Origin of the sequence: Marinobacter sp. W-8 (assembly GCF_044342215.1) — a bacterium.
Lineage (GTDB): Bacteria > Pseudomonadota > Gammaproteobacteria > Pseudomonadales > Oleiphilaceae > Marinobacter > Marinobacter nauticus.
The window spans coordinates 2,095,141-2,116,807 of record NZ_CP172297.1 but is presented as its reverse complement, the minus strand read 5'-3'; the positions used below and the strand labels follow the sequence as shown (position 1 = coordinate 2,116,807).

Annotated in this window: 20 protein-coding genes; 17 read left to right on the top strand and 3 right to left on the bottom strand. The window is 56.9% G+C overall.

Translation table 11 applies throughout. The annotated features are described in order from the left end of the window. The first annotated feature begins 7 nt into the window (after window positions 1-7). The 4 genes from tgt to secF all read left to right on the top strand — a co-directional run bounded on the left by tgt (window position 8) and on the right by secF (window position 4,442). Window positions 8-1,129 (top strand): tRNA guanosine(34) transglycosylase Tgt, encoded by a 1,122-nt coding sequence (tgt, locus tag ACF8YQ_RS09855; RefSeq protein ID WP_031209823.1) that lies wholly within the window; start codon window positions 8-10, stop codon window positions 1,127-1,129. Between the two features lie 40 nt (window positions 1,130-1,169). Then, the gene (gene yajC / locus ACF8YQ_RS09850; RefSeq protein ID WP_011784624.1) at window positions 1,170-1,532 is read left to right on the top strand and encodes a preprotein translocase subunit YajC; all 363 of its coding nucleotides are present in this window, start codon (window positions 1,170-1,172) and stop codon (window positions 1,530-1,532) included. A gap of 92 nt (window positions 1,533-1,624) precedes the next feature. Beyond that, window positions 1,625-3,499 (top strand): protein translocase subunit SecD, encoded by a 1,875-nt coding sequence (secD, locus tag ACF8YQ_RS09845; RefSeq protein ID WP_396621263.1) that lies wholly within the window; start codon window positions 1,625-1,627, stop codon window positions 3,497-3,499. Continuing rightward, window positions 3,492-4,442, top strand: coding sequence for a protein translocase subunit SecF (secF, locus tag ACF8YQ_RS09840; RefSeq protein WP_396621262.1), 951 nt, complete (start codon window positions 3,492-3,494; stop codon window positions 4,440-4,442). Before secD ends, secF begins: the two co-directional genes overlap by 8 nt. A 74-nt stretch (window positions 4,443-4,516) precedes the next feature. On the opposite strand, the gene ACF8YQ_RS09835 is transcribed toward secF, so the two are convergent. Next, window positions 4,517-5,317: an inositol monophosphatase family protein gene (locus tag ACF8YQ_RS09835; protein WP_041654773.1), complete on the bottom strand. Its 801-nt coding sequence runs from the start codon at window positions 5,315-5,317 to the stop codon at window positions 4,517-4,519. 191 nt (window positions 5,318-5,508) lie between these two features. Here ACF8YQ_RS09835 and trmJ point away from each other — a divergent pair, with 191 nt between their 5' ends. The 13 genes from trmJ to der all read left to right on the top strand — a co-directional run bounded on the left by trmJ (window position 5,509) and on the right by der (window position 18,258). Continuing rightward, on the top strand, window positions 5,509-6,366 hold the full coding sequence (gene trmJ, locus ACF8YQ_RS09830) for a tRNA (cytosine(32)/uridine(32)-2'-O)-methyltransferase TrmJ (protein ID WP_394133284.1): 858 nt from the start codon (window positions 5,509-5,511) through the stop codon (window positions 6,364-6,366). Window positions 6,367-6,370: 4 nt separating this feature from the next. Next, the gene (gene cysE, locus ACF8YQ_RS09825) at window positions 6,371-7,150 is read left to right on the top strand and encodes a serine O-acetyltransferase (protein WP_014421741.1); all 780 of its coding nucleotides are present in this window, start codon (window positions 6,371-6,373) and stop codon (window positions 7,148-7,150) included. Window positions 7,151-7,228: 78 nt separating this feature from the next. After that, complete coding sequence (iscR, locus tag ACF8YQ_RS09820; RefSeq protein ID WP_011784630.1) at window positions 7,229-7,726, top strand: Fe-S cluster assembly transcriptional regulator IscR; 498 nt, start codon at window positions 7,229-7,231, stop codon at window positions 7,724-7,726. 20 nt (window positions 7,727-7,746) lie between these two features. Then, complete coding sequence (locus ACF8YQ_RS09815; RefSeq protein WP_396621261.1) at window positions 7,747-8,895, top strand: IscS subfamily cysteine desulfurase; 1,149 nt, start codon at window positions 7,747-7,749, stop codon at window positions 8,893-8,895. A gap of 69 nt (window positions 8,896-8,964) precedes the next feature. Beyond that, window positions 8,965-9,393 carry a nucleoside-diphosphate kinase gene (gene ndk / locus ACF8YQ_RS09810; RefSeq protein WP_011784632.1) on the top strand — a complete coding sequence of 143 codons (429 nt, stop codon included), beginning with the start codon at window positions 8,965-8,967 and terminating at the stop codon, window positions 9,391-9,393. Between the two features lie 64 nt (window positions 9,394-9,457). After that, window positions 9,458-10,567 (top strand): 23S rRNA (adenine(2503)-C(2))-methyltransferase RlmN, encoded by a 1,110-nt coding sequence (rlmN, locus tag ACF8YQ_RS09805; protein ID WP_011784633.1) that lies wholly within the window; start codon window positions 9,458-9,460, stop codon window positions 10,565-10,567. 38 nt (window positions 10,568-10,605) lie between these two features. Continuing rightward, the gene (pilW, locus tag ACF8YQ_RS09800) at window positions 10,606-11,409 is read left to right on the top strand and encodes a type IV pilus biogenesis/stability protein PilW (protein WP_114434902.1); all 804 of its coding nucleotides are present in this window, start codon (window positions 10,606-10,608) and stop codon (window positions 11,407-11,409) included. After that, the gene (locus ACF8YQ_RS09795; RefSeq protein WP_113879658.1) at window positions 11,399-12,421 is read left to right on the top strand and encodes a RodZ domain-containing protein; all 1,023 of its coding nucleotides are present in this window, start codon (window positions 11,399-11,401) and stop codon (window positions 12,419-12,421) included. Before pilW ends, ACF8YQ_RS09795 begins: the two co-directional genes overlap by 11 nt. Before the next feature lie 37 nt (window positions 12,422-12,458). After that, window positions 12,459-13,577, top strand: coding sequence for a flavodoxin-dependent (E)-4-hydroxy-3-methylbut-2-enyl-diphosphate synthase (gene ispG / locus ACF8YQ_RS09790; RefSeq protein WP_011784636.1), 1,119 nt, complete (start codon window positions 12,459-12,461; stop codon window positions 13,575-13,577). A 33-nt stretch (window positions 13,578-13,610) separates the two neighbouring features. Continuing rightward, window positions 13,611-14,888, top strand: coding sequence for a histidine--tRNA ligase (gene hisS / locus ACF8YQ_RS09785; protein WP_396623292.1), 1,278 nt, complete (start codon window positions 13,611-13,613; stop codon window positions 14,886-14,888). Window positions 14,889-14,934: 46 nt separating this feature from the next. Beyond that, window positions 14,935-15,588, top strand: coding sequence for a tetratricopeptide repeat protein (locus ACF8YQ_RS09780; RefSeq protein ID WP_023011058.1), 654 nt, complete (start codon window positions 14,935-14,937; stop codon window positions 15,586-15,588). Beyond that, window positions 15,588-16,757 (top strand): outer membrane protein assembly factor BamB, encoded by a 1,170-nt coding sequence (gene bamB / locus ACF8YQ_RS09775; protein WP_396621260.1) that lies wholly within the window; start codon window positions 15,588-15,590, stop codon window positions 16,755-16,757. The genes ACF8YQ_RS09780 and bamB overlap by 1 nt, the downstream gene beginning before the upstream one ends. A 79-nt stretch (window positions 16,758-16,836) precedes the next feature. Continuing rightward, window positions 16,837-18,258, top strand: a complete 1,422-nt coding sequence (gene der, locus ACF8YQ_RS09770) for a ribosome biogenesis GTPase Der (protein WP_153740180.1) — start codon at window positions 16,837-16,839, stop codon at window positions 18,256-18,258. Between the two features lie 32 nt (window positions 18,259-18,290). On the opposite strand, the gene pta is transcribed toward der, so the two are convergent. After that, on the bottom strand, window positions 18,291-20,444 hold the full coding sequence (gene pta, locus ACF8YQ_RS09765; protein ID WP_396621259.1) for a phosphate acetyltransferase: 2,154 nt from the start codon (window positions 20,442-20,444) through the stop codon (window positions 18,291-18,293). Between the two features lie 14 nt (window positions 20,445-20,458). Then, window positions 20,459-21,664: an acetate/propionate family kinase gene (locus ACF8YQ_RS09760; RefSeq protein WP_396621258.1), complete on the bottom strand. Its 1,206-nt coding sequence runs from the start codon at window positions 21,662-21,664 to the stop codon at window positions 20,459-20,461. Window positions 21,665-21,667: the final 3 nt, after the last annotated feature.

Sequence of the window (21,667 nt, the reverse complement as noted above, 5' to 3'; positions counted from 1 at the left end):
CTGTTTTATGTCCTTCGAGAAACTCGGAGAAGATGGCAAGGCCCGTCGTGGCCGACTGACGTTTCCCCGAGGCGTAGTGGAGACTCCGGCATTCATGCCGGTAGGCACCTATGGCACTGTAAAGGGAATGCTGCCCCGGGACATTGAGGAAATCGGTGCCCATATTATTCTGGGCAATACGTTTCACCTGATGCTGCGCCCCGGCACGGAAGTGGTCAAAGCCCACGGCGACCTGCACGACTTCACCCAGTGGCAGGGGCCAATTCTGACGGATTCCGGCGGTTTCCAGGTTTTCAGCCTGGGCGAGATGCGCAAGATTACCGAGCAGGGTGTGACTTTCCGGTCTCCGGTTGATGGCTCCAAAGTCGAGCTGTCACCGGAGATCGCGATTCAGGTTCAGCGTGATCTGGGCTCTGACATCGTGATGATTTTCGACGAATGCACGCCGTACCCGGCAACGGAAAAGCAGGCGAAAGAGTCCATGGAGCTCTCGCTGCGCTGGGCCGAGCGCAGTAAGAGGGCCCATGAGGGCAATCCGGCGGCGCTGTTTGGCATCGTGCAGGGCGGCATGTATGAGTCGCTCCGGGACCAGTCCCTGGAGGGTCTGGAAAAGATTGGTTTCGATGGCTATGCCATTGGCGGCCTGTCGGTGGGCGAGCCGAAAGAAGACATGATCCGGATCCTGGATCACCTGCCGCCGAAGATGCCGGACGACAAGCCACGCTACCTGATGGGCGTTGGTCGCCCTGAGGATATCGTTGAGGCGGTGCGCCGCGGTGTCGATATGTTCGACTGTGTGATGCCAACCCGTAATGCACGCAATGGCTATCTGTTTACCTCCACCGGTATTGTCAAAATCCGCAATGCCAAAAACCGTCACGACACCGGACCGCTGGACGAGCGTTGTGACTGCTATACCTGTAAGCATTTTTCCAGGAGCTACCTGCATCATCTTGATAAGTGCGGAGAAATGCTCGGGTCGCAGCTCAATACAATTCATAACCTGAGGTTCTATCAGAACCTGATGAGTGGATTGCGTGGGGCCATTGAAGCAGGTACATTGTCGGACTTTGTAAGCGAATTCTATGCCTTACGGGGCGAAACCGTTCCGCCTCTGGGCGATTCCTGAACAATTTTGCTTTAAATCTGTCAATAAACGGAGAACCTGAATGAAATCAGTCAAATTGCTCATCGCTGGCCTGCTGTCTCTGATGCCTGCTCTGGCCTCGGCTCAGGAAGCGGGTGCCCAGGGAATGAGCGTGATGGGTCAGATCATCTTCTTCGCCGGCTTCATCCTGATTTTCTATTTCCTGATCTGGCGTCCGCAGTCCAAGCGTGCAAAAGAGCATAAGGCCCTGATGTCCGGCCTTAACAAGGGTGATGAAGTGGTTACCTCTGGTGGCGTCGCTGGCAAGATTACCAAAGTAACCGACGACTTCATTGTTCTGGAAGTAGCAGATAACGTTGAAATGAAGGTTCAGAAAGTTGCCGTTGCTGCGGCTCTGCCGAAAGGCACTCTCAAGGACATCTGAGCTGGTTTCCAGGCGCATCCAAGATGCGCCTGTTCATTTTCTGACTGGCTGAAACACCAAGACCGGCACGTCTGCCGGCTCGAAGGATTCTCATGCTGAACAAGTATCCTCTCTGGAAAAACCTGGTCATCGTGTTTGCACTGGTGATTGGTTTTATCTACGCCTTACCGAACTTTTTCCCTGACGATTACGCTATCCAGATCACCGGCGCCCGTGGCAGCACCGAAGTTGAGCAGCGAGTGCTTGATCGCGCCCTTGCCAAGCTTGAGCAGGAAGGTATCGAAGTAAAATCAAGCCTGTTGGAAGAGCGTGACGCGCTGATCCGCCTCACCAGCTCCGATGACCAGCTGCGGGCACGCCCCGCTGTTCAGGCGGCTCTTGGCAAAGAATACCTGGTGGCCCTGAATATGGCGCCGTCAACGCCGGGCTGGCTGCGTAGCCTTGGAGCAGGCCCAATGAAACTGGGGCTGGATTTACGTGGTGGTGTTCACTTCCTGTTGGAGGTGGATATGGAAACGGCTTTGAATCAGCGTCTGGAAGCGTTGTCTGGTCAGATCAAGCGAGAGCTGAGGGAAGAGCGCATCCGCTACCGCGGTGGCGACATTGAGGGTCAGGCCCGCATTGTACTGAGCTTCCGTGACGAAGCTGCACGTAGCGAGGCGTTTGAGCTGGTTCGCGATCAGTACAACGAATTCCTGTTGGATGAGACAACAGAAGGTGAAGAGTTTCTGCTGACGCTGACGTTGTCCGAAGCGGAAGTTCGGAACATCCAGGAATACGCTCTTGAACAGAACCTGACCACCATCCGCAACCGGGTGAATGAACTGGGCGTGGCCGAGCCGCTGGTTCAGCGTCAGGGGGCAGACCGCATTATTGTAGAACTGCCAGGTGTGCAGGATACCGCTCAGGCCAAGCGTGTACTTGGCGCGACGGCTAACCTGGAATTCCGGATGGAAGCTCGGCAGGATGCGCCTTCCGCCGAGACCGAACAGTTTCCTTTCCGGGATAATCCACAGCGTACCGCTCGTCTTGAGCGGGATGTGATTGCCACTGGTAACAACGTTGCCAATGCCCAGCAGGCGTTCGATGAGAATGGCCAGCCGCAGGTCAATATCACCATGGACTCCGTTGGTGGTGACCTGATGAATCGGGCGACACGCAATAGCATCGGCCGCCGTATGGCAGTGTTGTTCATTGAATACCGCACCGAAACCGAGACCCGGGAAGTTAACGGAGAAATCGTTGAAACTGAAAACCGGGTCGTGGAAAAAGGCATTATCAGCCTGGCGACAGTGCAGTCAGCGCTGGGGAGCAGCTTCCGGATTACTGGTCTGGATTCCATCCCCGAAGCGGCTGAGCTCGCACTACTGCTGAGGGCTGGTGCTCTGGCTGCGCCCATGTACTTTGTGCAGGAGCGCACCATCGGGCCAAGCCTGGGGCAGAAGAATATCGATGCCGGGATGATGTCGGTGATGCTCGGCTTCGGGCTGGTGTTGCTTTACATGCTGGTGTTCTACCGCGGCTTCGGATTGGTGGCCAATGTTGCGCTGACGCTTAACCTGATGTTGCTGGTTGCATGCATGTCAATCCTATCTGCCACGCTGACGTTGCCGGGTATCGCGGGTATCGTTCTTACGGTGGGTATGGCCGTTGATGCGAACGTTCTGATCTTTGAGCGTATCAAGGAAGAGCTGAAGGCGGGGGTGCCGCCACAAAGCGCCATTAATGCCGGTTATGGTCGCGCTTTTGTGTCGATTTTCGATGCCAATATCACAACCCTTCTGGTTGCCGTCATTCTGTTTGCCATGGGCTCCGGACCGGTGAAGGGCTTCGCAGTTACCCTGTGTATCGGTATTCTCACTTCCATGTTCTCGGGCCTGATGGTGAGCCGCGGCATAGTGAATCTGGTTTATGGCGGTCGCAGGGTCGAGAAATTGTCCATCGGGGGGAAGCTTGAAAATGCCTGATATGGAAAAGCAGCCGTTTGATTTCATGGGCTTGCGGAAGATAGCTTCCGTACTTTCTATTGTTTTGGTGGTGGCCTCCATTGCGCTGTTGGGGGTGCGTGGCCTGAATCTGGGTATGGACTTTACCGGGGGAACCTCGGTGGAGCTCGAATACGCTGAAGCTCCTAGCCTGGACGGAATCAGAAACACCCTTACCGAGGCGGGGTACGAGCAGTTTGCGGTTCAGAATTTCGGAGCCGATACCACGGTACTGATCCGGATGGCAGAGGCCGGGAATGACGAACTGGCGCTGGAAGTGGCCGGCGTGCTGGCGGCGGACGGAGCTGACCTTGAGTTGGTCAGCTCTGAATTTGTCGGTTCTCAGGTGGGCGAGGAGCTCAAAGAAGACAGTGGACTGGGGCTGCTGATCGCCCTCGCGGTGGTACTGATCTATGTGGGTATGCGCTTCCAGTTCAAGTTTGGTATCGCCTCGGTGATTCCTCTGGCGCACGATGTCATCATTGTTCTGGGGGTGTTCGCGCTGTTTCAGTGGACCTTCGACCTGACGGTGCTGGCGGCGTTGCTGGCGGTTATCGGGTATTCCCTGAACGATACCATCGTTGTTGCTGACCGGATTCGGGAGAACTTCCGAAAAACACGCGTAGGAGAGGCCTGGGACATTATCAACCAGTCGATCCACGAGACCATTACCCGAACCATTAATACTTCTGGTACCACGCTGGTTGTATTGCTGGCGCTGTATTTCCTGGGTGGCGAAGCGATCAATAACTTTGCGCTTGCCCTGATTATCGGTGTCGTTGTCGGTACCTATTCGTCCATCTACGTGTCCGCGAATATGTTGATGGTGATGGGCGTGACCCGCGAAGATCTGATGGTTCCCGCGAAAGAGGGTGCCGGTGAAGAAGAGGAGGAGCAGCCGCCGGAGTGGTTAAACCGGATGTAAGCTCCGGGTCTTTTCCAGGCCACAAAAAAACCGCCATCCGTGAGGAGTGGCGGTTTTTTGTGGCCCTGTCTTTCTTAACGCGGCAGTCGACCCCGGAAGGGGTGCAGCGTTTTGAGCAGTTCCCGGAACAGCTTTGGATTGGCGACGACCAGTTGTCTGGCGGCTCCAACCGCGGGGTTGCCGGAGAAATCACCGGTCAGGGCGCCGGACTCCATGGCCAGTGTTACGCCCAGATCAAAATCTGCTGCCTGTGGTCGGAAGATCACGGCCGCATCCAGCAGGCCAGCAGACACTCGCGCGATATCGAGTGTCACGCAGCCCGAGGTGCGGAACATGGCGGTGTCGCGAGCCAGGACGGCTGCCATCTCGCCCCAGATCATGGGGTCATCGCCCTGGCGGGCCTGGTCGAGGAGGTTGGTGGCCAGTGCTGCCTTGGCGGGCACTTTTACTTCGGACGTGCGCACGCGGCGGCTGTTTAGGACAGCGCCGTGGCCTCGGCTGGCAGAGTACTCTTCGCCGGTAATCGGGTTAACCAGCAGCAGGTTTTCGGTGCGGTTGTTCTTTTTCTGGGCCAGGGCAAGAACAAATTCGGGAATGCCTCGCACAAAATTGTCGCGGCCGAGAACCGGGAATATGTGCCAGCTTTTATCGTGGTTGCCGGCGTCGGACTCGCCCAGAGGCGCGATCACATGATCCTTGTAGGCCTTTTCCAGTTGTTCGGTGAAGTTGTCGTAAATGGACTGCTCCACTCGCTCCAGTTGCCGGTGGCGTTCGGACTCATCCTTACCGTTAGGCTCCTGGCGCTCGAAATGGGCTTTCAGGTAGTCAGATCCCTGGCGGGCAACGCGCAGGGCCATTTTAATTGCTGGTTGCATCTGAGTGTTCATTATCCGGGTGTGTGAAGGCCGGCCATGATAGCAAAAACTGCCCCGCCTTGTACGTTTTTTGGCTTAGCAAAAGCACGGATACCACGGGGTTGCGGCATTTCCGGAGAGCAGGTTGGCCGGTAATTCTGGTATCATGCCGCTCTTTTATCACTTTTCTTGAAGTAACAGGCCCGATGACCATGAACAAGCCCGCGCTGCCGGTGGAAAGCACTGATACCTACAATGATCAGGTTCGCATCGTCCTGGTGGAAACTACCCACTCGGGCAATATCGGCGCCGTCGCCCGCGCCATGAAAAACATGGGGCTTGGAAATCTCTGGCTGGTGAACCCAAAGTCGTTTCCGGACGAAGCCTCCTATGCCCGGGCTTCATCGGCGTCGGATGTGCTGGATCGGGCTCAGGTAGTTTCCAGTCTTGATGAGGCGTTGTCAGACTGTGTCCTGGTGATGGGTACCAGCGCACGCGGGCGGAAGGTCCCCTGGCCCGTTATTTCCCCGCCCCAGGCTGCCGTCACCGCGGCGGAAAACAGTGCTCGTGGTCCAGTCGCCCTGGTGTTCGGGCGTGAGAGCAATGGGTTGTCCAATGAAGAGCTTCAGCGCTGCCATTATCACATCCATATTCCCTCGAACCCGGACTACAGCTCACTGAATCTGGCAATGGCGGTGCAGGTGGTTTGTTATGAATTGAGGATGCATTATCTTCGTGGGCTTGAAGAGGTGGAAAGCAGTCCCTACCTTGAGTCCATGGTCGAACCCGGGGACCGCGGATGGGATGTGCCGCCCGCGACGGTGAATGATGTTGAAGGATTTTTCGGTCATCTCGAGCAGGTATTGCTGGATGTGGATTTTCATCGCCGGGAGAACCCCAGGCAGTTGATGACACGGTTGCGCCGGTTGTTTCAGCGGGCAAAGCTGGACCAGATGGAAATCAATATTCTCCGGGGTATTCTGACATCGGTTCAGAAGGCCGCCGGTGCCCGCGAAGGGGTGGGCAGGAAAACGACAGCGGCTGGCGCCGTGGATGAGGGGCAGGAATAACACCATGTTTGAGCGTTTACGGGAAGATGTAAAAAGCGTATTTCACCGGGATCCGGCGGCCAGGAACACCTTTGAAGTGTTGACCAACTACCCGGGATTGCACGCGCTGTTGTTTCACCGCTTCTCCCACTGGCTTTGGAGCATGGGGCTGAAGTGGCTGGCGCGGACGATTTCGACGCTGGCGAGATGGTTTACCGGTATAGAGATTCATCCTGGCGCAACCATTGGTCGCCGCTTCTTTATCGACCATGGCATGGGTGTGGTGATTGGTGAAACCACGGTGATTGGAGACGATGTCACGCTATACCAGGGTGTGACACTTGGCGGCACCAGCTGGAACAAGGGCAAGCGGCATCCAACGATCGGTAATGGTGTCGTCGTGGGTGCCGGCGCAAAGATTCTCGGGCCATTTGAGGTGGGTGAGGGTGCGAAGATAGGCTCCAACTCTGTGGTGACCAAGGCGGTTCCGCCTGGGGCAACCGTGGTAGGCATACCGGGCAGGGTCATCGTCAAACGCAAAGGTGAAGACGACGTGCGCCGCAAGGAGATGGAGGAGCGTATGGGCTTCGACGCCTACGGCGTAACCGAGGAAATGCCGGACCCGGTCGCTAGATCGGTCAGGGCATTGCTGGACCACATGCATGCGGTGGATGATCGGATTGAGAATATGTGCAAGGCGCTTCGCAAGGTGAACGCCGAGTATCAGAATGGCGAGCTGCCTCCCTTGCATGATGAGGATTTCGACTGCGTTCGCGATGAGTCTGATGAGCGGGAGCGTGGCTGAATACTTGACTGTTTTAGTTGGTCAATTCATACTCGCTCCAGTGAATCGAGATTCAATCCCATCATTGGGGCTGAGGTTATGAAACTGACCACGAAAGGCCGCTATGCCGTTACGGCAATGCTGGATCTTGCGCTGCATGCAGGGCAGGGGCCGGTGAGTCTGGCGGATATTTCAGCCCGACAGGAAATTTCCCTTTCTTACCTGGAGCAGCTGTTCTCTCGACTGCGCAGGCAGAAATTGGTGGTAAGTGTGCGTGGCCCCGGTGGCGGTTATCGCCTGAGCCGCTCCGCAGATGAGGTTTTCGTGGCCGAAGTGGTCGACGCTGTGAGTGAGTCCCTTGATACTACGCGTTGCGGTAACAAGGGTGACTGCCAGAACGGCGAGAAATGCCTTACCCACCATCTCTGGTCTGATCTCAGTGACCAGATTCATCAATTCCTGAGTGAAATCAGTCTCGGGGATCTGATGCGCAAACACGAAATCCGGCAAGTGGCTGATCGTCAGAACCGCAAGCAGTCTGATGAAAGTGCCGACGCTATCAATACCCAAAGACTGACTGACCAGGCCACGGCCTGATAACCCGACCTCTTTTGCCTATGAAAAAGCCCGTCTATCTGGACTATGCGGCGACGACGCCCGTTGATCCCGCCGTTGCTGAAGACATGATGAAGTACCTGACCCAGGATGGGGTGTTTGGCAATCCGGCTTCCCGTTCTCATGGTTATGGCTGGCAGGCCGAAGCCGCCGTTGAAAATGCTCGTCGACAGGTGGCGGATCTGATCCACGCAGACCCCCGGGAGATTGTCTGGACTTCCGGAGCCACGGAATCTGACAATCTTGCCATCAAGGGTGTGGCGGAGCTACGCGATAATCCCCATATCGTGACATCCCGCATTGAGCACAAGGCTGTCATTGATACCTGTACGTGGCTGGAGCAGCAGGGCATTGAGGTTACCTGGCTGGAGCCGGGAGTTGATGGCAGGGTGTCCGTTGAGTCTGTCGCATCCGCCCTTCGGGATAATACGGCCCTGGTCAGCCTGATGATGGTCAACAATGAGCTTGGGTCGCTGACCGACATCCGCGCAATCGGCCGGTGCTTGAGAAAGCGTGGCGTGCTGTTTCATGTTGATGCCGCCCAGGCCGCCGGCAAGCTGCCAGTGGATGTTGCGGATCTTGAGGTGGATTTGCTCTCTCTTTCGGCTCACAAGGTTTATGGCCCGAAAGGCGTAGGGGCGCTGTATGTCCGGCGAGCGCCGGAGGTTCGCATTGCAGCACAGATGCATGGCGGCGGACATGAGCGCGGCATGCGATCGGGCACACTGGCCACGCATCAGATCGTGGGCATGGGGCGGGCCTTCGAGCTGGCACGTACCGGGCTTGATGCCGAAATAAGTAAACTGGAACAGATGCGCGCGGCGTTCCTGGACGGGCTTGAGGGGCTTGACGGAGTTCACTTTAATGGCAGTCGGGAACATCGTGTGCCGGGTATTGTCAATCTGTCGTTTGAGGGTGTTGAAGCCGAGTCGTTGATGCTCGGCCTTCGCAACCTTGCGGTGTCCTCGGGCTCCGCCTGCGCTTCAGCAACGGTCGAGCCTTCTTATGTATTGCGAGGAATAGGCGTCAGCGATGAGCTGGCTCACCGGGCGCTCAGGTTCTCCTTTGGCAGGTTCACCACCGAAGAGGAGGTTGCATTTGCCTGTTCCCAGATTATTGAAGTTGTGGAGCGACTTCGCTCGGTGCGGTAGGCAGTTGCACCCTGACTGCGTATAATCCCACCTCTGAATTTTCAACCCTGAACTAACTGGAGAAATACCATGGCAAACGAGCGCACGCTCTCCATTATCAAGCCCGACGCAGTCGCCAAGAACGTGATCGGCGAAATCTACAGCCGTTTCGAGAAGGCGGACCTGAAAATCGTTGCTGCCAAGATGATGCACCTTACTCAGGAGCAGGCTGAGGGCTTTTACGCCGAGCACAAAGAGCGCCCGTTCTTTAATGATCTGGTTGCATTCATGACCTCTGGCCCGGTTGTGGTTCAGGTGCTGGAAGGCGAGGGCGCTATCCTGAAGAATCGTGAGCTGATGGGTGCTACCAACCCTAAGGAAGCCGAAGCTGGCACCATTCGTGCGGATTTTGCTTCCTCCATCGACGCCAACGCTGTCCATGGTTCTGACTCTGCTGCCTCCGCTGAGCGTGAAGTGGCTTATTTCTTCAACGACAACGAAATCTGCCCGCGCGGCTGAGGTTGTTGTTTCAGGGGTGCCCGGCAGGGTGCCCCTGAATTGGTTATCTGATCGAGGTTATGTGATGACGGGCGCCGCCGAAAAAGTCAATCTTCTGGGAATGCCCAAGGCAAAACTGGAGGCGTTTTTTGAAACCCTGGGGGAAAAGCGTTTCCGTGCCCAGCAGGTTCTCCAGTGGATGCATCAGCGCGGTGTTGATGACTTCGATCAAATGACCAATATGAGCAAGTCGCTGCGCGAACAGCTCAAGGAAGTTGCCGAGATTCGTGGCCCCGAGGTCGTCTATGATGAGACATCAAAAGACGGTACCCGGAAATGGGTCATGCGCATGGATAACGGCAACAGCGTTGAAACCGTCCTGATTCCGGATGGCGAGCGTGGAACTCTGTGCGTGTCGTCGCAAATCGGTTGCAGCCTCGACTGTACCTTCTGCTCCACCGGCAAGCGTGGTTTTAACCGTAATCTGACGGCCGCCGAGATCATTGGTCAGGTATGGGTTGCACGACGGGCGTTCATGCCGTTCGATCCCAATGACCGACCTATCACCAACGTGGTGATGATGGGGATGGGCGAGCCCCTGCTTAATTTTGAGAACGTGGTCGATGCCATGAATCTCATGATGGAAGATCTCGCTTACGGCATCTCAAAGCGTCGGGTAACGCTCAGTACATCCGGAGTGGTGCCAGCACTGGATCGTCTCGGCGAAGTTACCGATGTTTCACTGGCCATCTCACTCCATGCACCTAATGATGAATTGAGAAACCAGTTGGTTCCGCTGAACAAGAAATACCCGATTGCCGAACTGCTGGCCGCGACCCGGCGCTACCTTTCACGACTGCCGGACAAGCGCAAAGCCACGATTGAGTACACGGTGATTGAAGGAGTGAATGATCAACCGGAACACGCCCGGGAGCTGGTGGTGTTGTTAAAAGGGTTGCCCTGCAAGATCAACCTGATTCCGTTCAATCCGTTTCCGGAAAGTGATTTCCGCCGGCCAAGCATGAACGCAACCCGGAGGTTCCAGACCGTGCTCAACGAGGCCGGTTATGTCACGACGATCCGCACCACCCGCGGAGACGATATCGATGCCGCCTGCGGTCAGTTGGTAGGGCGGGTCGAAGACCGGACGCGCAGAAGCCAGCGTTATATCGCAGTACAACAGGTCAACCCCTGATAACCGTCGGGTGAGACAACAGGAGAAGGTGTTTGTTGATGGCAAAGGACGTTACCGTGAAACTCGTTTCCGCTGTGGTTCTGGTTATCGGGGTCATGTTATCGGGCTGTGTCACCACCACCGATAGCCGGTTCAGCCGTGAAGCCGATCGACAGAAAGCCCTCAATAATTATGTTCAACTGGCGACTGCCTACATTGGTCAGGGGAATCTGGATCGTGCCCGTGACCACCTGGAGCGGGCGTTAGAAATCGACAGCCGAAGCGCACCGGCACTTGCTGCCCGGGGCCTGGTGCTGAGTGCGGAGGGTGAGGAAAGCCTGGCGGAAAAAAGCTTCCGGGATGCCATTGCCTCAGATGGAGACTATACCCGCGGAAGAGTGTATTACGGTGCTTTCCTTTATAGCCTCAAACGGTTTGAGGAGGCCCGGGACCAGTTCCGGATAGCCTCACGTGATACGGAGTACAAAGACCGGGGAGCCGTTTTTTATAACCTCGGGCTGACAGAAGAACGGCTTGGTTCGCTGGAATCGGCCGAAGCCGCTTATCGGCGTGCTGTGGAGCTCACGCGGGGCGAGGCCCGCACCCTGTTGTCCCTCTCTCGGGTGCTGGTTGAGCAGGGTGACTTTTCTCAGGCCTCTCGATACTACAGCCGTCTTCAGACCATGATACAGCGCAATACCCGGTTGACGCATTCACCGGAGAGTCTGTATACCGGTATCCGGATTGCCCGGCATTTCCAGGACAGGGATCAGGAAGCCAGCCTGGCACTATTGCTCAGAAACGAGTATCCGGAATCTGTCGAATATCAACAATATAAGGTACTGATTGCCAATGACCGGTGAGGAGCAGTCACAACCAGCTTCCGAGGCCTCGGTTGGCCAGCAGCTAAGGCGCGCCCGGGAAAAGCTCGGGCTCAGCGTTTCAGACATTGCAGATCAGCAACACCTGCGCCCTTCGGTAATCCAGTCCATCGAGGAAGGGGATTACAGCAAGGTTGATACCGAGTTGTTTCTCAAAGGGTATGTTCGAACCTATGCCCGCCAGGTGCAACTGAACGCAGACGCCCTGATTGCAGCGCTCGACTCGGAACTTGAGCCCCTGCGTCAACAGCGGGAGCAGGAGCACCAGTCCAATCCTCTGGTTGATATCGAGCGCAAGAAAAAACGCAAGCGGCAGATTGCCAAACTGGTTGTGTTGCTGGCATTCCTCGGGGTCGTTGGCTTTCTGGCGTATAGCTATCTCGTAAAACCGGTGTCGGAGCCGGTTCAAAGTAATGCCGACGGAATCTCGGAGTCTCTGGAAGCACAGAGTGGCGAGGCCGTTAGCGATGCCAGTCCTGAACCGGAAGAGGCGCCCTCCGTTAGCGAAGAGGCTGAACAGCCGGCCGAACCGGAACAGATGGATTCAGGCACCAGTTCAGTCGGAAACGTTGAAGCAGAGAATGGCGCTGTGACGGATACTGAAGCTCTGAGCGAGCCGACCGAGGGCGGAAGCCTCGGTCAGGAAGAGTTGCTGTCAGAGCAGCCTTCGGTGGAACAGCCGCCCGTTGTTGCGCAATCCCCGGATCCCGCTCTGACTGAGTCTGAAGTGATGGAGGCCCCGGTTGAAACCGTGAGGTTGGCCATGACGTTCAGTGACGACTGCTGGATTCAGGTCACAGATGGTGCGGGCAATCGGTTGGCCAGCGCGTTACGCCGAGAGGGCGATGCCCTGGACGTGAGCGGGCAGCCACCGCTCAGAGTTGTGGTGGGCGCCATGAGCGCGGTGGAGTCCCTGGAATTTCAGGGCGAACCGATGGATCTTGGTAATTTTCGCGTCGTAAACAATCGGTCAGAGTTTACGCTCGAGCCCTGAGCAGAATTTTCTTCCCAAAGATTTCTGGTTGAATCCCATGAAACAAGAGTCTCCGATCAAAAGACGTAAATCCCGTCAGATCATGGTAGGTAATGTTCCCGTTGGCGGCGATGCGCCCATTGCGGTGCAGAGCATGACCAATACCAATACCTGCGATGTAGACGCAACAGTCACACAGATCAAGGCTATCCAGGAGGCCGGAGCTGATATCGTGCGGGTGTCGGTTCCGTCCATGGAAGCGGCTGAGGCCTTTGGCAAGATTCGCCAGCAGGTCTCGTTACCGTTGGTGGCCGATATCCATTTTGACTACAAGATAGCGCTCCGAGTTGCAGAGCTTGGTGTGGACTGCCTGCGTATCAATCCCGGTAACATTGGCCGGGACGATCGGGTCAGTGCGGTAATCAGTGCTGCCCGGGACCGCAACATTCCGATCAGGATCGGCGTAAACGCGGGTTCACTGGAAAAAGCGCTGCAACGCAAATACGGTGAGCCCACGCCGGAAGCGCTGGTAGAATCGGCCATGCGTCATATCGACATCCTGGACAAACACGATTTTCAGGACTTCAAGGTCAGCCTGAAAGCGTCGGAAGTGTTCATGACCGTCGCGGCCTACCGCCTTATCGCCTCCCAGATTGAGCAACCGCTGCACCTGGGTATCACTGAGGCCGGTGGATTCCGCTCTGGTACGGTCAAGTCCTCTATTGGCCTGGGCATGTTGTTGATGGATGGCATTGGGGACACCATTCGGGTTTCCCTTGCTGCCGATCCGGTTCAGGAAATTAAAGTCGGCTTCGACATTCTCAAAAGTCTTCGGTTACGCAGCCGCGGCATTAACTTTATCGCCTGCCCAAGTTGTTCCCGTCAGAACTTTGATGTTATCCAGACCATGAATGATCTGGAGGCCCGGCTTGAGGATGTGAACACCTCCATGGATGTGGCCATTATCGGCTGTATTGTTAATGGTCCCGGTGAGGCAAAGGTAGCGGATATCGGTCTGACCGGTGGCACACCGAAAAACCTGTTCTATATGGCCGGAAAGCCCAACCAGAAGCTGGACAACGCAACGCTGGTGGACGACCTTGAACGCCTGATTCGCGAGGAAGTGTCACGGCGCGAGGACCAGGACAGTGCAGTCATCGCCAAGTCCTCAGACTGATCAGAACCGATTTCAGAAACCTATCAGGATATTATTTTGGCAAAGATTCAGGCAATCCGGGGGATGAACGATATTCTCCCGGACCAGACACCGGTCTGGCAGTACGTTGAATCCACCGTTCGACGGGTTCTCGGGCAATACGGCTATCAGGAAATCCGTATGCCGGTGGTCGAACATACCGAGTTGTTCAAACGATCGATCGGTGAAGTCACTGACATCGTCGAAAAAGAAATGTATACCTTTGAAGACCGCAACGGCGATAGCCTTACTCTGCGGCCCGAAGGCACGGCCGGGTGCGTGCGTGCAGCGGAAGAGCATGGGCTGCTCTTCAATCAGACCCGGCGGCTTTGGTACACGGGTCCGATGTTCCGGCATGAGCGGCCACAGAAAGGCCGTTACCGCCAGTTTCATCAGATTGGTGTGGAATGCTTCGGTATGGCCGGCCCTGACATTGATGCCGAGCTGTTGATCCTGACAGCGCGCCTGTGGAGCGCCCTGGGGTTGTCCGACCATGCCAGACTCGAGATCAATTCCATCGGTACCAGCGACTCCCGGAAAGTCTACCGTCAGGCCCTGGTTGCCTATCTGGAGCAATATCAGGATAAGCTTGACGATGACAGCAAACGCCGGTTAACCACGAACCCTTTGCGGATACTGGACAGCAAGGATCCGGCCACGCGGGAGATTTTGCAGGGTGCACCGAGCTTGGACGACTATCTGGATGATGAATCGCGCCAGCATTTTGAACAACTGAAAGCGATGCTGGATGCGGCGGGAGTTGCCTACACGGTAAACCCGGCCCTGGTGCGCGGACTGGACTATTACGGCAAAACCGTGTTCGAGTGGATTACCGACAGCCTGGGTGCCCAGGGCACGATCTGTGCCGGTGGCCGTTACGATGGTCTGGTGGAGCAACTTGGAGGTAAACCCACCGTAGCGGTGGGCTTCGCCATGGGGCTGGAGCGACTGATTCTGTTACTGGAAACCCTGGAACTGGTCCCCGAACATGTGAACAATCAAGCCGATGTTTACGTTACAGTCATGGGGGACCAGGCGGTAGCCCCGGCGATGGCGTTGGCAGAAACGCTACGAAATGAATTGCCGGGCCGGATTGTCGTCTCACACTGCGGTGGCGGCAGCTTCAAGAGTCAGATGAAAAAGGCAGACCGCAGTGGCGCACGCTTTGCGGTGATTCTGGGTGAAAACGAAATCGCTCAGGCCACGGCGGGGCTCAAGCCGTTACGTGACGATCAGCCCCAGCAGGAAGTTGCTCAGGCAGACCTGGCAGCTGTGCTTGCCGGTTTGTTGTAAGCAGAGTCTATATAAACAGGCAGTTTAACGAATAACAGGAGTTTTCATGGCGGAGTTGCGCACCGAAGAAGAACAGGTCCAGGCAATCAAGGACTGGTGGAAAAATAACGGAAGCTCGCTGCTCATCGGTATTGGTGCGGCTCTGGCCATCGTCTTTGGATGGCAGGCCTGGCAGAACCATCAGGCGCAACAACGCGCCGAAGCCGCTAATCAGTTTGCCAACCTGCTGAACGCGTTCTCCTCCGCAGATGATGAGTCGGCCGACACTGTGGGTTTTGTGGCGGAGACACTGCGAGACGAACACGGCGACAGCGCCTATGCCATCTATGGCAATCTGGTTCTGGCACGGCAGCAGATGGTTGAAGGTGAGGATCCCGCGGCCGCTGTTGAATCACTGAACTGGGCGCTGGAGAAATCAGCGGGTCATCCGGCTCTGGAGCTGGTGATTCGTAACCGTCTTGCCCGAGCCCAGTTTGCCGCTGGCGAACACGATGCCGCGCTTGCCACTCTGGACAATGCAGTAGACGCCGATGCCTTTGCGGCCATCTTCTCCGAGCTGAGAGGCGATGTTCTGTTGGCCAAGGGCGACCGGGAAGGTGCGCGTGAGGCGTACCTGGCGGCACGTGAGCAGAGCCAGCAGGGTCGTAGCGGTGTTCTTGAACTGAAGCTGTCAGACCTCGGTGTCGGGGAGGACGCTTGATGTTCGTTGGGCGCGCGCTCAAGGTCGGGGTTGGCTCCGTTTTTTGTGGTCTGTTGGTCGGAATCTCCGGGTGCAGTAGTACAGACACTTTTGAGCAACCTGCTCCGGTGCCTGAAATCAGCGAAACCGTTGAACTGGATACGGTATGGAGCATGTCTGTTGGCGATGGTCATGACGATCAGCTGCTTCAGATCGCGCCTCTTTACGCCGGCGACGTGATTTACGCCGCTTCCGCTGACGGGATTGTTGCGACAGTCAGGCCGGCGGATGGTGAGGTTATCTGGCAGAAAGACTACGATGAACAGTTTTTCGCCGGACCGGGCGCTGATGCCCGGCATCTTTACATGGTCACCCGGGATGCGGAACTGGTGGCCGTGTCCTCGGAAGACGGTGCCGAGACCTGGCGGGTACCCCTGCCCACCGAGGTTCTGGCTGCGCCTCAATCCAACGGTAACCTCGTGGTGGTACAAACCACCGATGGCCGTGTGATTGCCCACGACGCAGCGACCGGAGAACGCCGCTGGCAATACGAGGCTCAAGTGCCGGTGCTGACCGTGCGAACCGCAGCTGCACCGTTGGTGGGCGGCGACATTGTGATCTCCTCGTTTGCCAACGGTCGTGTCATTGCACTCACCGCCTCGGACGGGCAGCCAGTGTGGCAGTATGAGGTCGGTCAGCCCCAGGGTCGTACCGAACTGGAACGCCTGGTGGATATCGGCGGCCAGCCGCTGGTTCTGGATTCGGCCATTATGGTCGTCGGTTATCAGGGTAAGCTGGCGCTGGTGGATATTCGTTCCGGGCAGGAAATCTGGAGCCGTCGGGCATCAAGCTTCTACTCGCCCGCGATTGGTAACGGCAATATCTTTCTGTCCTCCGCCAATGGCGATATCGTAGCGCTCCGTGGCAGCGACCGGCGAGAGCTTTGGGTTCAGGACAGCCTGTCCTGGCGCCAACTGACCCGACCGGCTGTTTCCGGTGATTACCTCGTGGTAGGCGACTTTGAAGGCTACCTGCACGTGCTGTCGACCTCCGATGGCAGTCTGCAGGGCCAGCGTGAGTTCGATAGTGACGGTATCCGCGTACCAGTTCAGGTGATCGAAGATGGTAACCTGCTGGTTTATGGAAATGGCGGAAAGATGGCCGTCCTGAGAATTGAACAGGACGACTGAGTACGCCCCGACAAGTTTATGCCCGGCCCAGGCTTCAGCCTGCGTGCCGGGTTTCTGGTTTCTTGAATAGCAGATCAATATGACCCCAGTTATCGCCCTTGTAGGCCGCCCCAACGTTGGTAAGTCCACGTTGTTTAACCAGATGACCCGCTCAAGGGATGCCCTTGTGGCGGACTTCCCCGGGCTGACCCGGGACCGCAAATACGGTGAGGGCAACTACGAAGGTCAGAAGTTCATCGTTATCGATACCGGCGGCCTGACCGGTGACGAAGCCGGTATTGACGCCGAAATGGCCCGCCAGTCAATGCAGGCCGTAGAAGAAGCGGACATTGTGCTGTTTCTTGTGGACGGTCGGGCAGGGCTGACCGCCGGCGATGAAATGATCGCGGATTATCTGCGCAAATCGGGCAAACAGGCTCATCTGGTGGTTAACAAGACCGATGGCCAGGATCCGGACGTGGCGGCAGCGGACTTCTACAGCCTGGGGTTTGAGTCCACGTTTCTGATTGCGGCGGCCCATAACCGCGGCATTCTGTCTTTGCTGGAAGCGCTGCTGCCGGAACCGGAAAATCCGGAAGATCAGGATCGGGCAGATCGCTACCCGGGTATCCGGATTGGTGTGGTGGGACGGCCGAATGTGGGCAAGTCTACTCTGGTTAACCGCATGCTCGGTGAAGATCGGGTGGTGGTGTATGACATGCCAGGCACTACCCGTGACAGCGTATACATTCCCTATGAGCGGCAGGGCCATGAGTACACGCTGATCGATACTGCCGGTGTTCGGCGCCGCAAGAATGTTCGTGAGGCGGTGGAGAAGTTCTCCATTATCAAGACACTGCAAGCTATTGATGATGCCCATGTCGTGATTCTGGTGATCGATGCCCGGGAGGGGCTGGTGGACCAGGATCTGCACCTGATCGGGTTTGTACTGGATGCGGGCCGCTCGCTGGTGATCGCCATCAACAAATGGGACGGCATGGATCCCGAAGACCGTGACCGGGTGAAAGAGCAGGTAGCCAGACGCCTGGATTTTCTGGATTACGCGGACAAGTATTATATTTCCGCGTTGCACGGCACTGGCGTGGGAACCATGTATGAGTCGGTACAGGCCTGCTACGAATCCGCGATGGCCAAGTGGCCAACCAACCGGTTGACTGCGATCCTTCAGGACGCTGTGGCGCAACACCAGCCGCCGATGGTTCATGGTCGTCGTATCAAGTTACGATACGCCCATCAGGGTGGTTCCAACCCTCCCGTTGTGGTGGTGCATGGTAACCAGGTGGATTCACTGCCCGGCGCCTACAAGCGATACCTTGAAAACACCTTCAGAAAGGTACTGAAAGTTGTGGGTGCGCCGATACGGTTTGAATTCAAGTCTGGCGAAAACCCGTTCGCAACCAAGGTCGACCGTCTGACGCCTCGGCAAAAGGTCAAGAAAGACAACGACCTGAAGAAAGGCCGTCGGATCAAGAAAACCCGGCAGAAGAGCGTTAAACGCTGATCTGCCGGCGTTGTTCCTGCCAGGAGCCCTGATCAGGCGGCTCCTGCATCGGCGACCTGTTTCGCCTGTACCGCCGTCAAGGCAATGGTGAAGACAATGTCTTCCACCAGGGCCCCACGGGACAGGTCGTTTACCGGTTTGCGCAAGCCCTGGAGCATGGGCCCCACGCTGACGACATTGGCACTGCGCTGCACAGCTTTGTAGGTGGTGTTCCCGGTGTTCAGATCAGGGAATACAAACACGGTAGCCTTGCCGGCCACCTTGCTGTCCGGAGCTTTGGATTTTGCCACGCTCTCGATGGCCGCGGCGTCGTATTGCAGCGGACCGTCAATGAGCAGATCCGGGCGCCGTTCCCGGGCAATGCGTGTGGCTTCCCGAACCTTGTCGACATCCTCGCCGCTGCCGGATTCGCCGGTGCTGTAGCTGATCATGGCCACCACAGGTTCAATACCAAAGGCTTCGGCAGACTCGGCGCTCTGGATGGCAATGTCGGCGAGCTCCTCGGCGTTCGGGTCCGGATTGATGGCGCAGTCGCCGTATACCAGCACCTGCTGTGGCAGCAACATGAAGAATACCGATGACACTACCTTGGCGTTGTCGTGGGTCTTGATCAGCTGCAGGGCAGGGCGCACGGTGTTGGCCGTGGTATGAATGGCGCCGGATACCAGCCCGTCGGCTTCGTCCATGGCCACCATCATAGTACCCAGAACGACGTTGTCCTCGAGCATGGCTTCGGCCATATCCGGTGTCAGGCCCTTGTGTTTCCTCAGCTCCACCATGGGCGCCACATAACGCTCGCGCACCGATTGCGGGTCTATGATTTCCAGGTCATTTGGCAGTTCCACGCCCTGGGAGGCGGCGACTGAGCGAATCTCGTGTGGATCACCGATCAGCGCGCAATGAGCCAGGTTACGTTGATGGCAGATAATGGCTGCCTGAATGGTTCTGGGTTCACTGCCTTCTGGCAAGACGATCCGCTTGGCTGCAGCCCGGGCTCTTTCCGATAGCTGATAACGGAATGCCGGAGGCGAGAGCCGACGTTGGCGCTGAACTTTCAGATGCTCCTGCAGCCACTGGGTATTGATTCGCCGGGCCACGGATTCCATGGCTTCTTCAATACGCTCCGGGTCGTCAATGGGAATGGCTGAAGACAGATTTGCCAACAGGTGGGCGCTCTCGTAGGTATTGGTTTCCGAGCTCAGCACTGGCAAGCCGGTGTCCAGTGCCCGTCGACACAACTCTATAACCCGTTCATCCGGCATCAGGCCGCCTGTCAGCATCAGTCCGGCAAGCGGGACACCATTGAGAGCGGCAACGGCCGTGGCCACTACGATATCCTCGCGATCACCAGGGGTGACCATCAGGGTACCTGGCTTGAGGGTGTCGGTCATGTTACGGATGGATCTGGCGCACACTGATACCCGCTGCACCCGCCGTGAATGCATTTGCCCTTCGTGCAGTACCGGAACACCAAGCTCTCGCGCTACATCAGAGACCCGGGGTGCCAGCAGTTGGGGTTGCCAGGGAATCTGCGCCAGCAACTGGAAGCGGCCGTTCGCGAATACTTTGCAGGAGGTGTGATAATCGGTTTCGGTGGCTTCACTTGCCGGGGGATGATCCAGTGCCATACCGGACTTCTGTGGTTCTCCCACCTTGTTAAGAATGACCGCAATCACGTCCGGATCCGACGGTGCCGCAAACAGGCGCGAGGAGAAATCCAGGTCGTCATCGAGTTCGCTGGCAGTACAGCTCTTCGGTGTGCTCACCAGGATCACTTCGGAACCGAGATTGCGGGCGACTTCCACGTTCAGCCGGGCGATATAGGCTTCGGTTCTGTCCGGTACCAATCCTTCAATGATGACCACATCCACTTCATTGGCGACTTTCTGGTATTCACCGACCACGTTCTCCATCAGCAGGTCGGCTTTGCCATGGTTCAACAGCTGCTGGGCTTTTTTCAACGGAATCGGGTCGGGTGGTTCCAGGTGGCTACGGGCACGTACAAAGGCCACCGAGGAATCCTTGCCATCATTATGAAGCGCTTCGCCTCTGTGTACGGACTGACTGAATGGCTTGTAAAAGCCGACGCTCACGCCTTCCCGTTCCAGGGCACGCAGAAGACCAAGGCATACGGATGTCAGGCCGGAGTCAAGAGAGGTTGGGGCTATGAAAAGACTTTTTGCCATGATTGTTCCAGGTTTCATTCTTCGGAGTGTTCGGTGCCGGCAGCGGCCAGGCGGGCAGCTTCTCGGGCAATCACCAGTTCTTCATTTGTGGGAATGACCAGCGCCGGATAACGCGAGTCCGGGGAACTGATGCGGCCATCACTCCAGCGCCCGTGATGCTCGTTGAGGTCCGGATCCAGCTCAATCCCAAGCAGGTGCAGATGTCGGGTTGTGTCCTGGCGAATGCGGGCACTGTTTTCACCGATGCCGCCAGTAAAGACCAGAGCGTCCAGTTTTGTCAGGGACGCGGTCATCGCTCCAATATACCGCGCCAGGCGGAAGCAGAATACGTCAATTGCCAGCTGTGAGGGTTCGTGGCCATGGTCAGCCAGCTCACACAAGGTTCGCATGTCGTTTGTCTGGCCTGAGAGTCCCTGTAATCCGCTTTCTCTATTCAGCATCTCGTGGACTTCACCGGCACTCATACCCCGACTTGCGAGGTAGTCGAACAGCCCGGGATCGACATCCCCGCTGCGGGTGCCCATCACGAGTCCCTCAAGCGGAGTCAGGCCCATGCTGGTATCGACGCTGAGCCCATTCTGGATCGCTGTGATGCTACAACCGTTACCCAGATGGGCAGAGATAATTGAGGTGGTGGCCGGTGTCTTGTCCAGCAGACGAGCGGCCTCGTGTGCCATGAAATAATGACTGGTGCCGTGGAAGCCGTAACGACGCACTCCCCAGTCGCTGTAGAACCGTTCCGGTAGTGCGTATCGGTAAGCGCGCTCGGGCAGGGTCTGATGGTAAGCGGTATCGAATACCGCGATCTGTGGAACGTTCGGGAACAGCGCCTGCATGGCGCGAATGCCCGCGAGGTTTACCGGATTATGCAGGGGGGCCAGCGCTGCGCAGGCTTCAATGGCGGATACCGTTTGATCATCAATCAACGAAGCTTCACGGAAGGTTTCGCCCCCATGCACCACTCGATGGCCAACAGCCTTGGGTTCGCCCGTCATCAGAGCCCGGTCATTAAATGCGTTGACCAGTGCCGCCAGCGCCTGGCTGTGGCTGGCACCGGAAGGTAAGTGAACCGGTGTTTCATCGCCGTTGATGCGGGCAAAGGCATCGGATTGATTAAGTCTTTCCGCCAGGGCGGAGGTGATTTTCTGGTGGTCGTGATCAAACAGGGCGAGTTTTAGTGATGAACTGCCGCAGTTTACGACCAGGATTGAGTCGTCCATGGT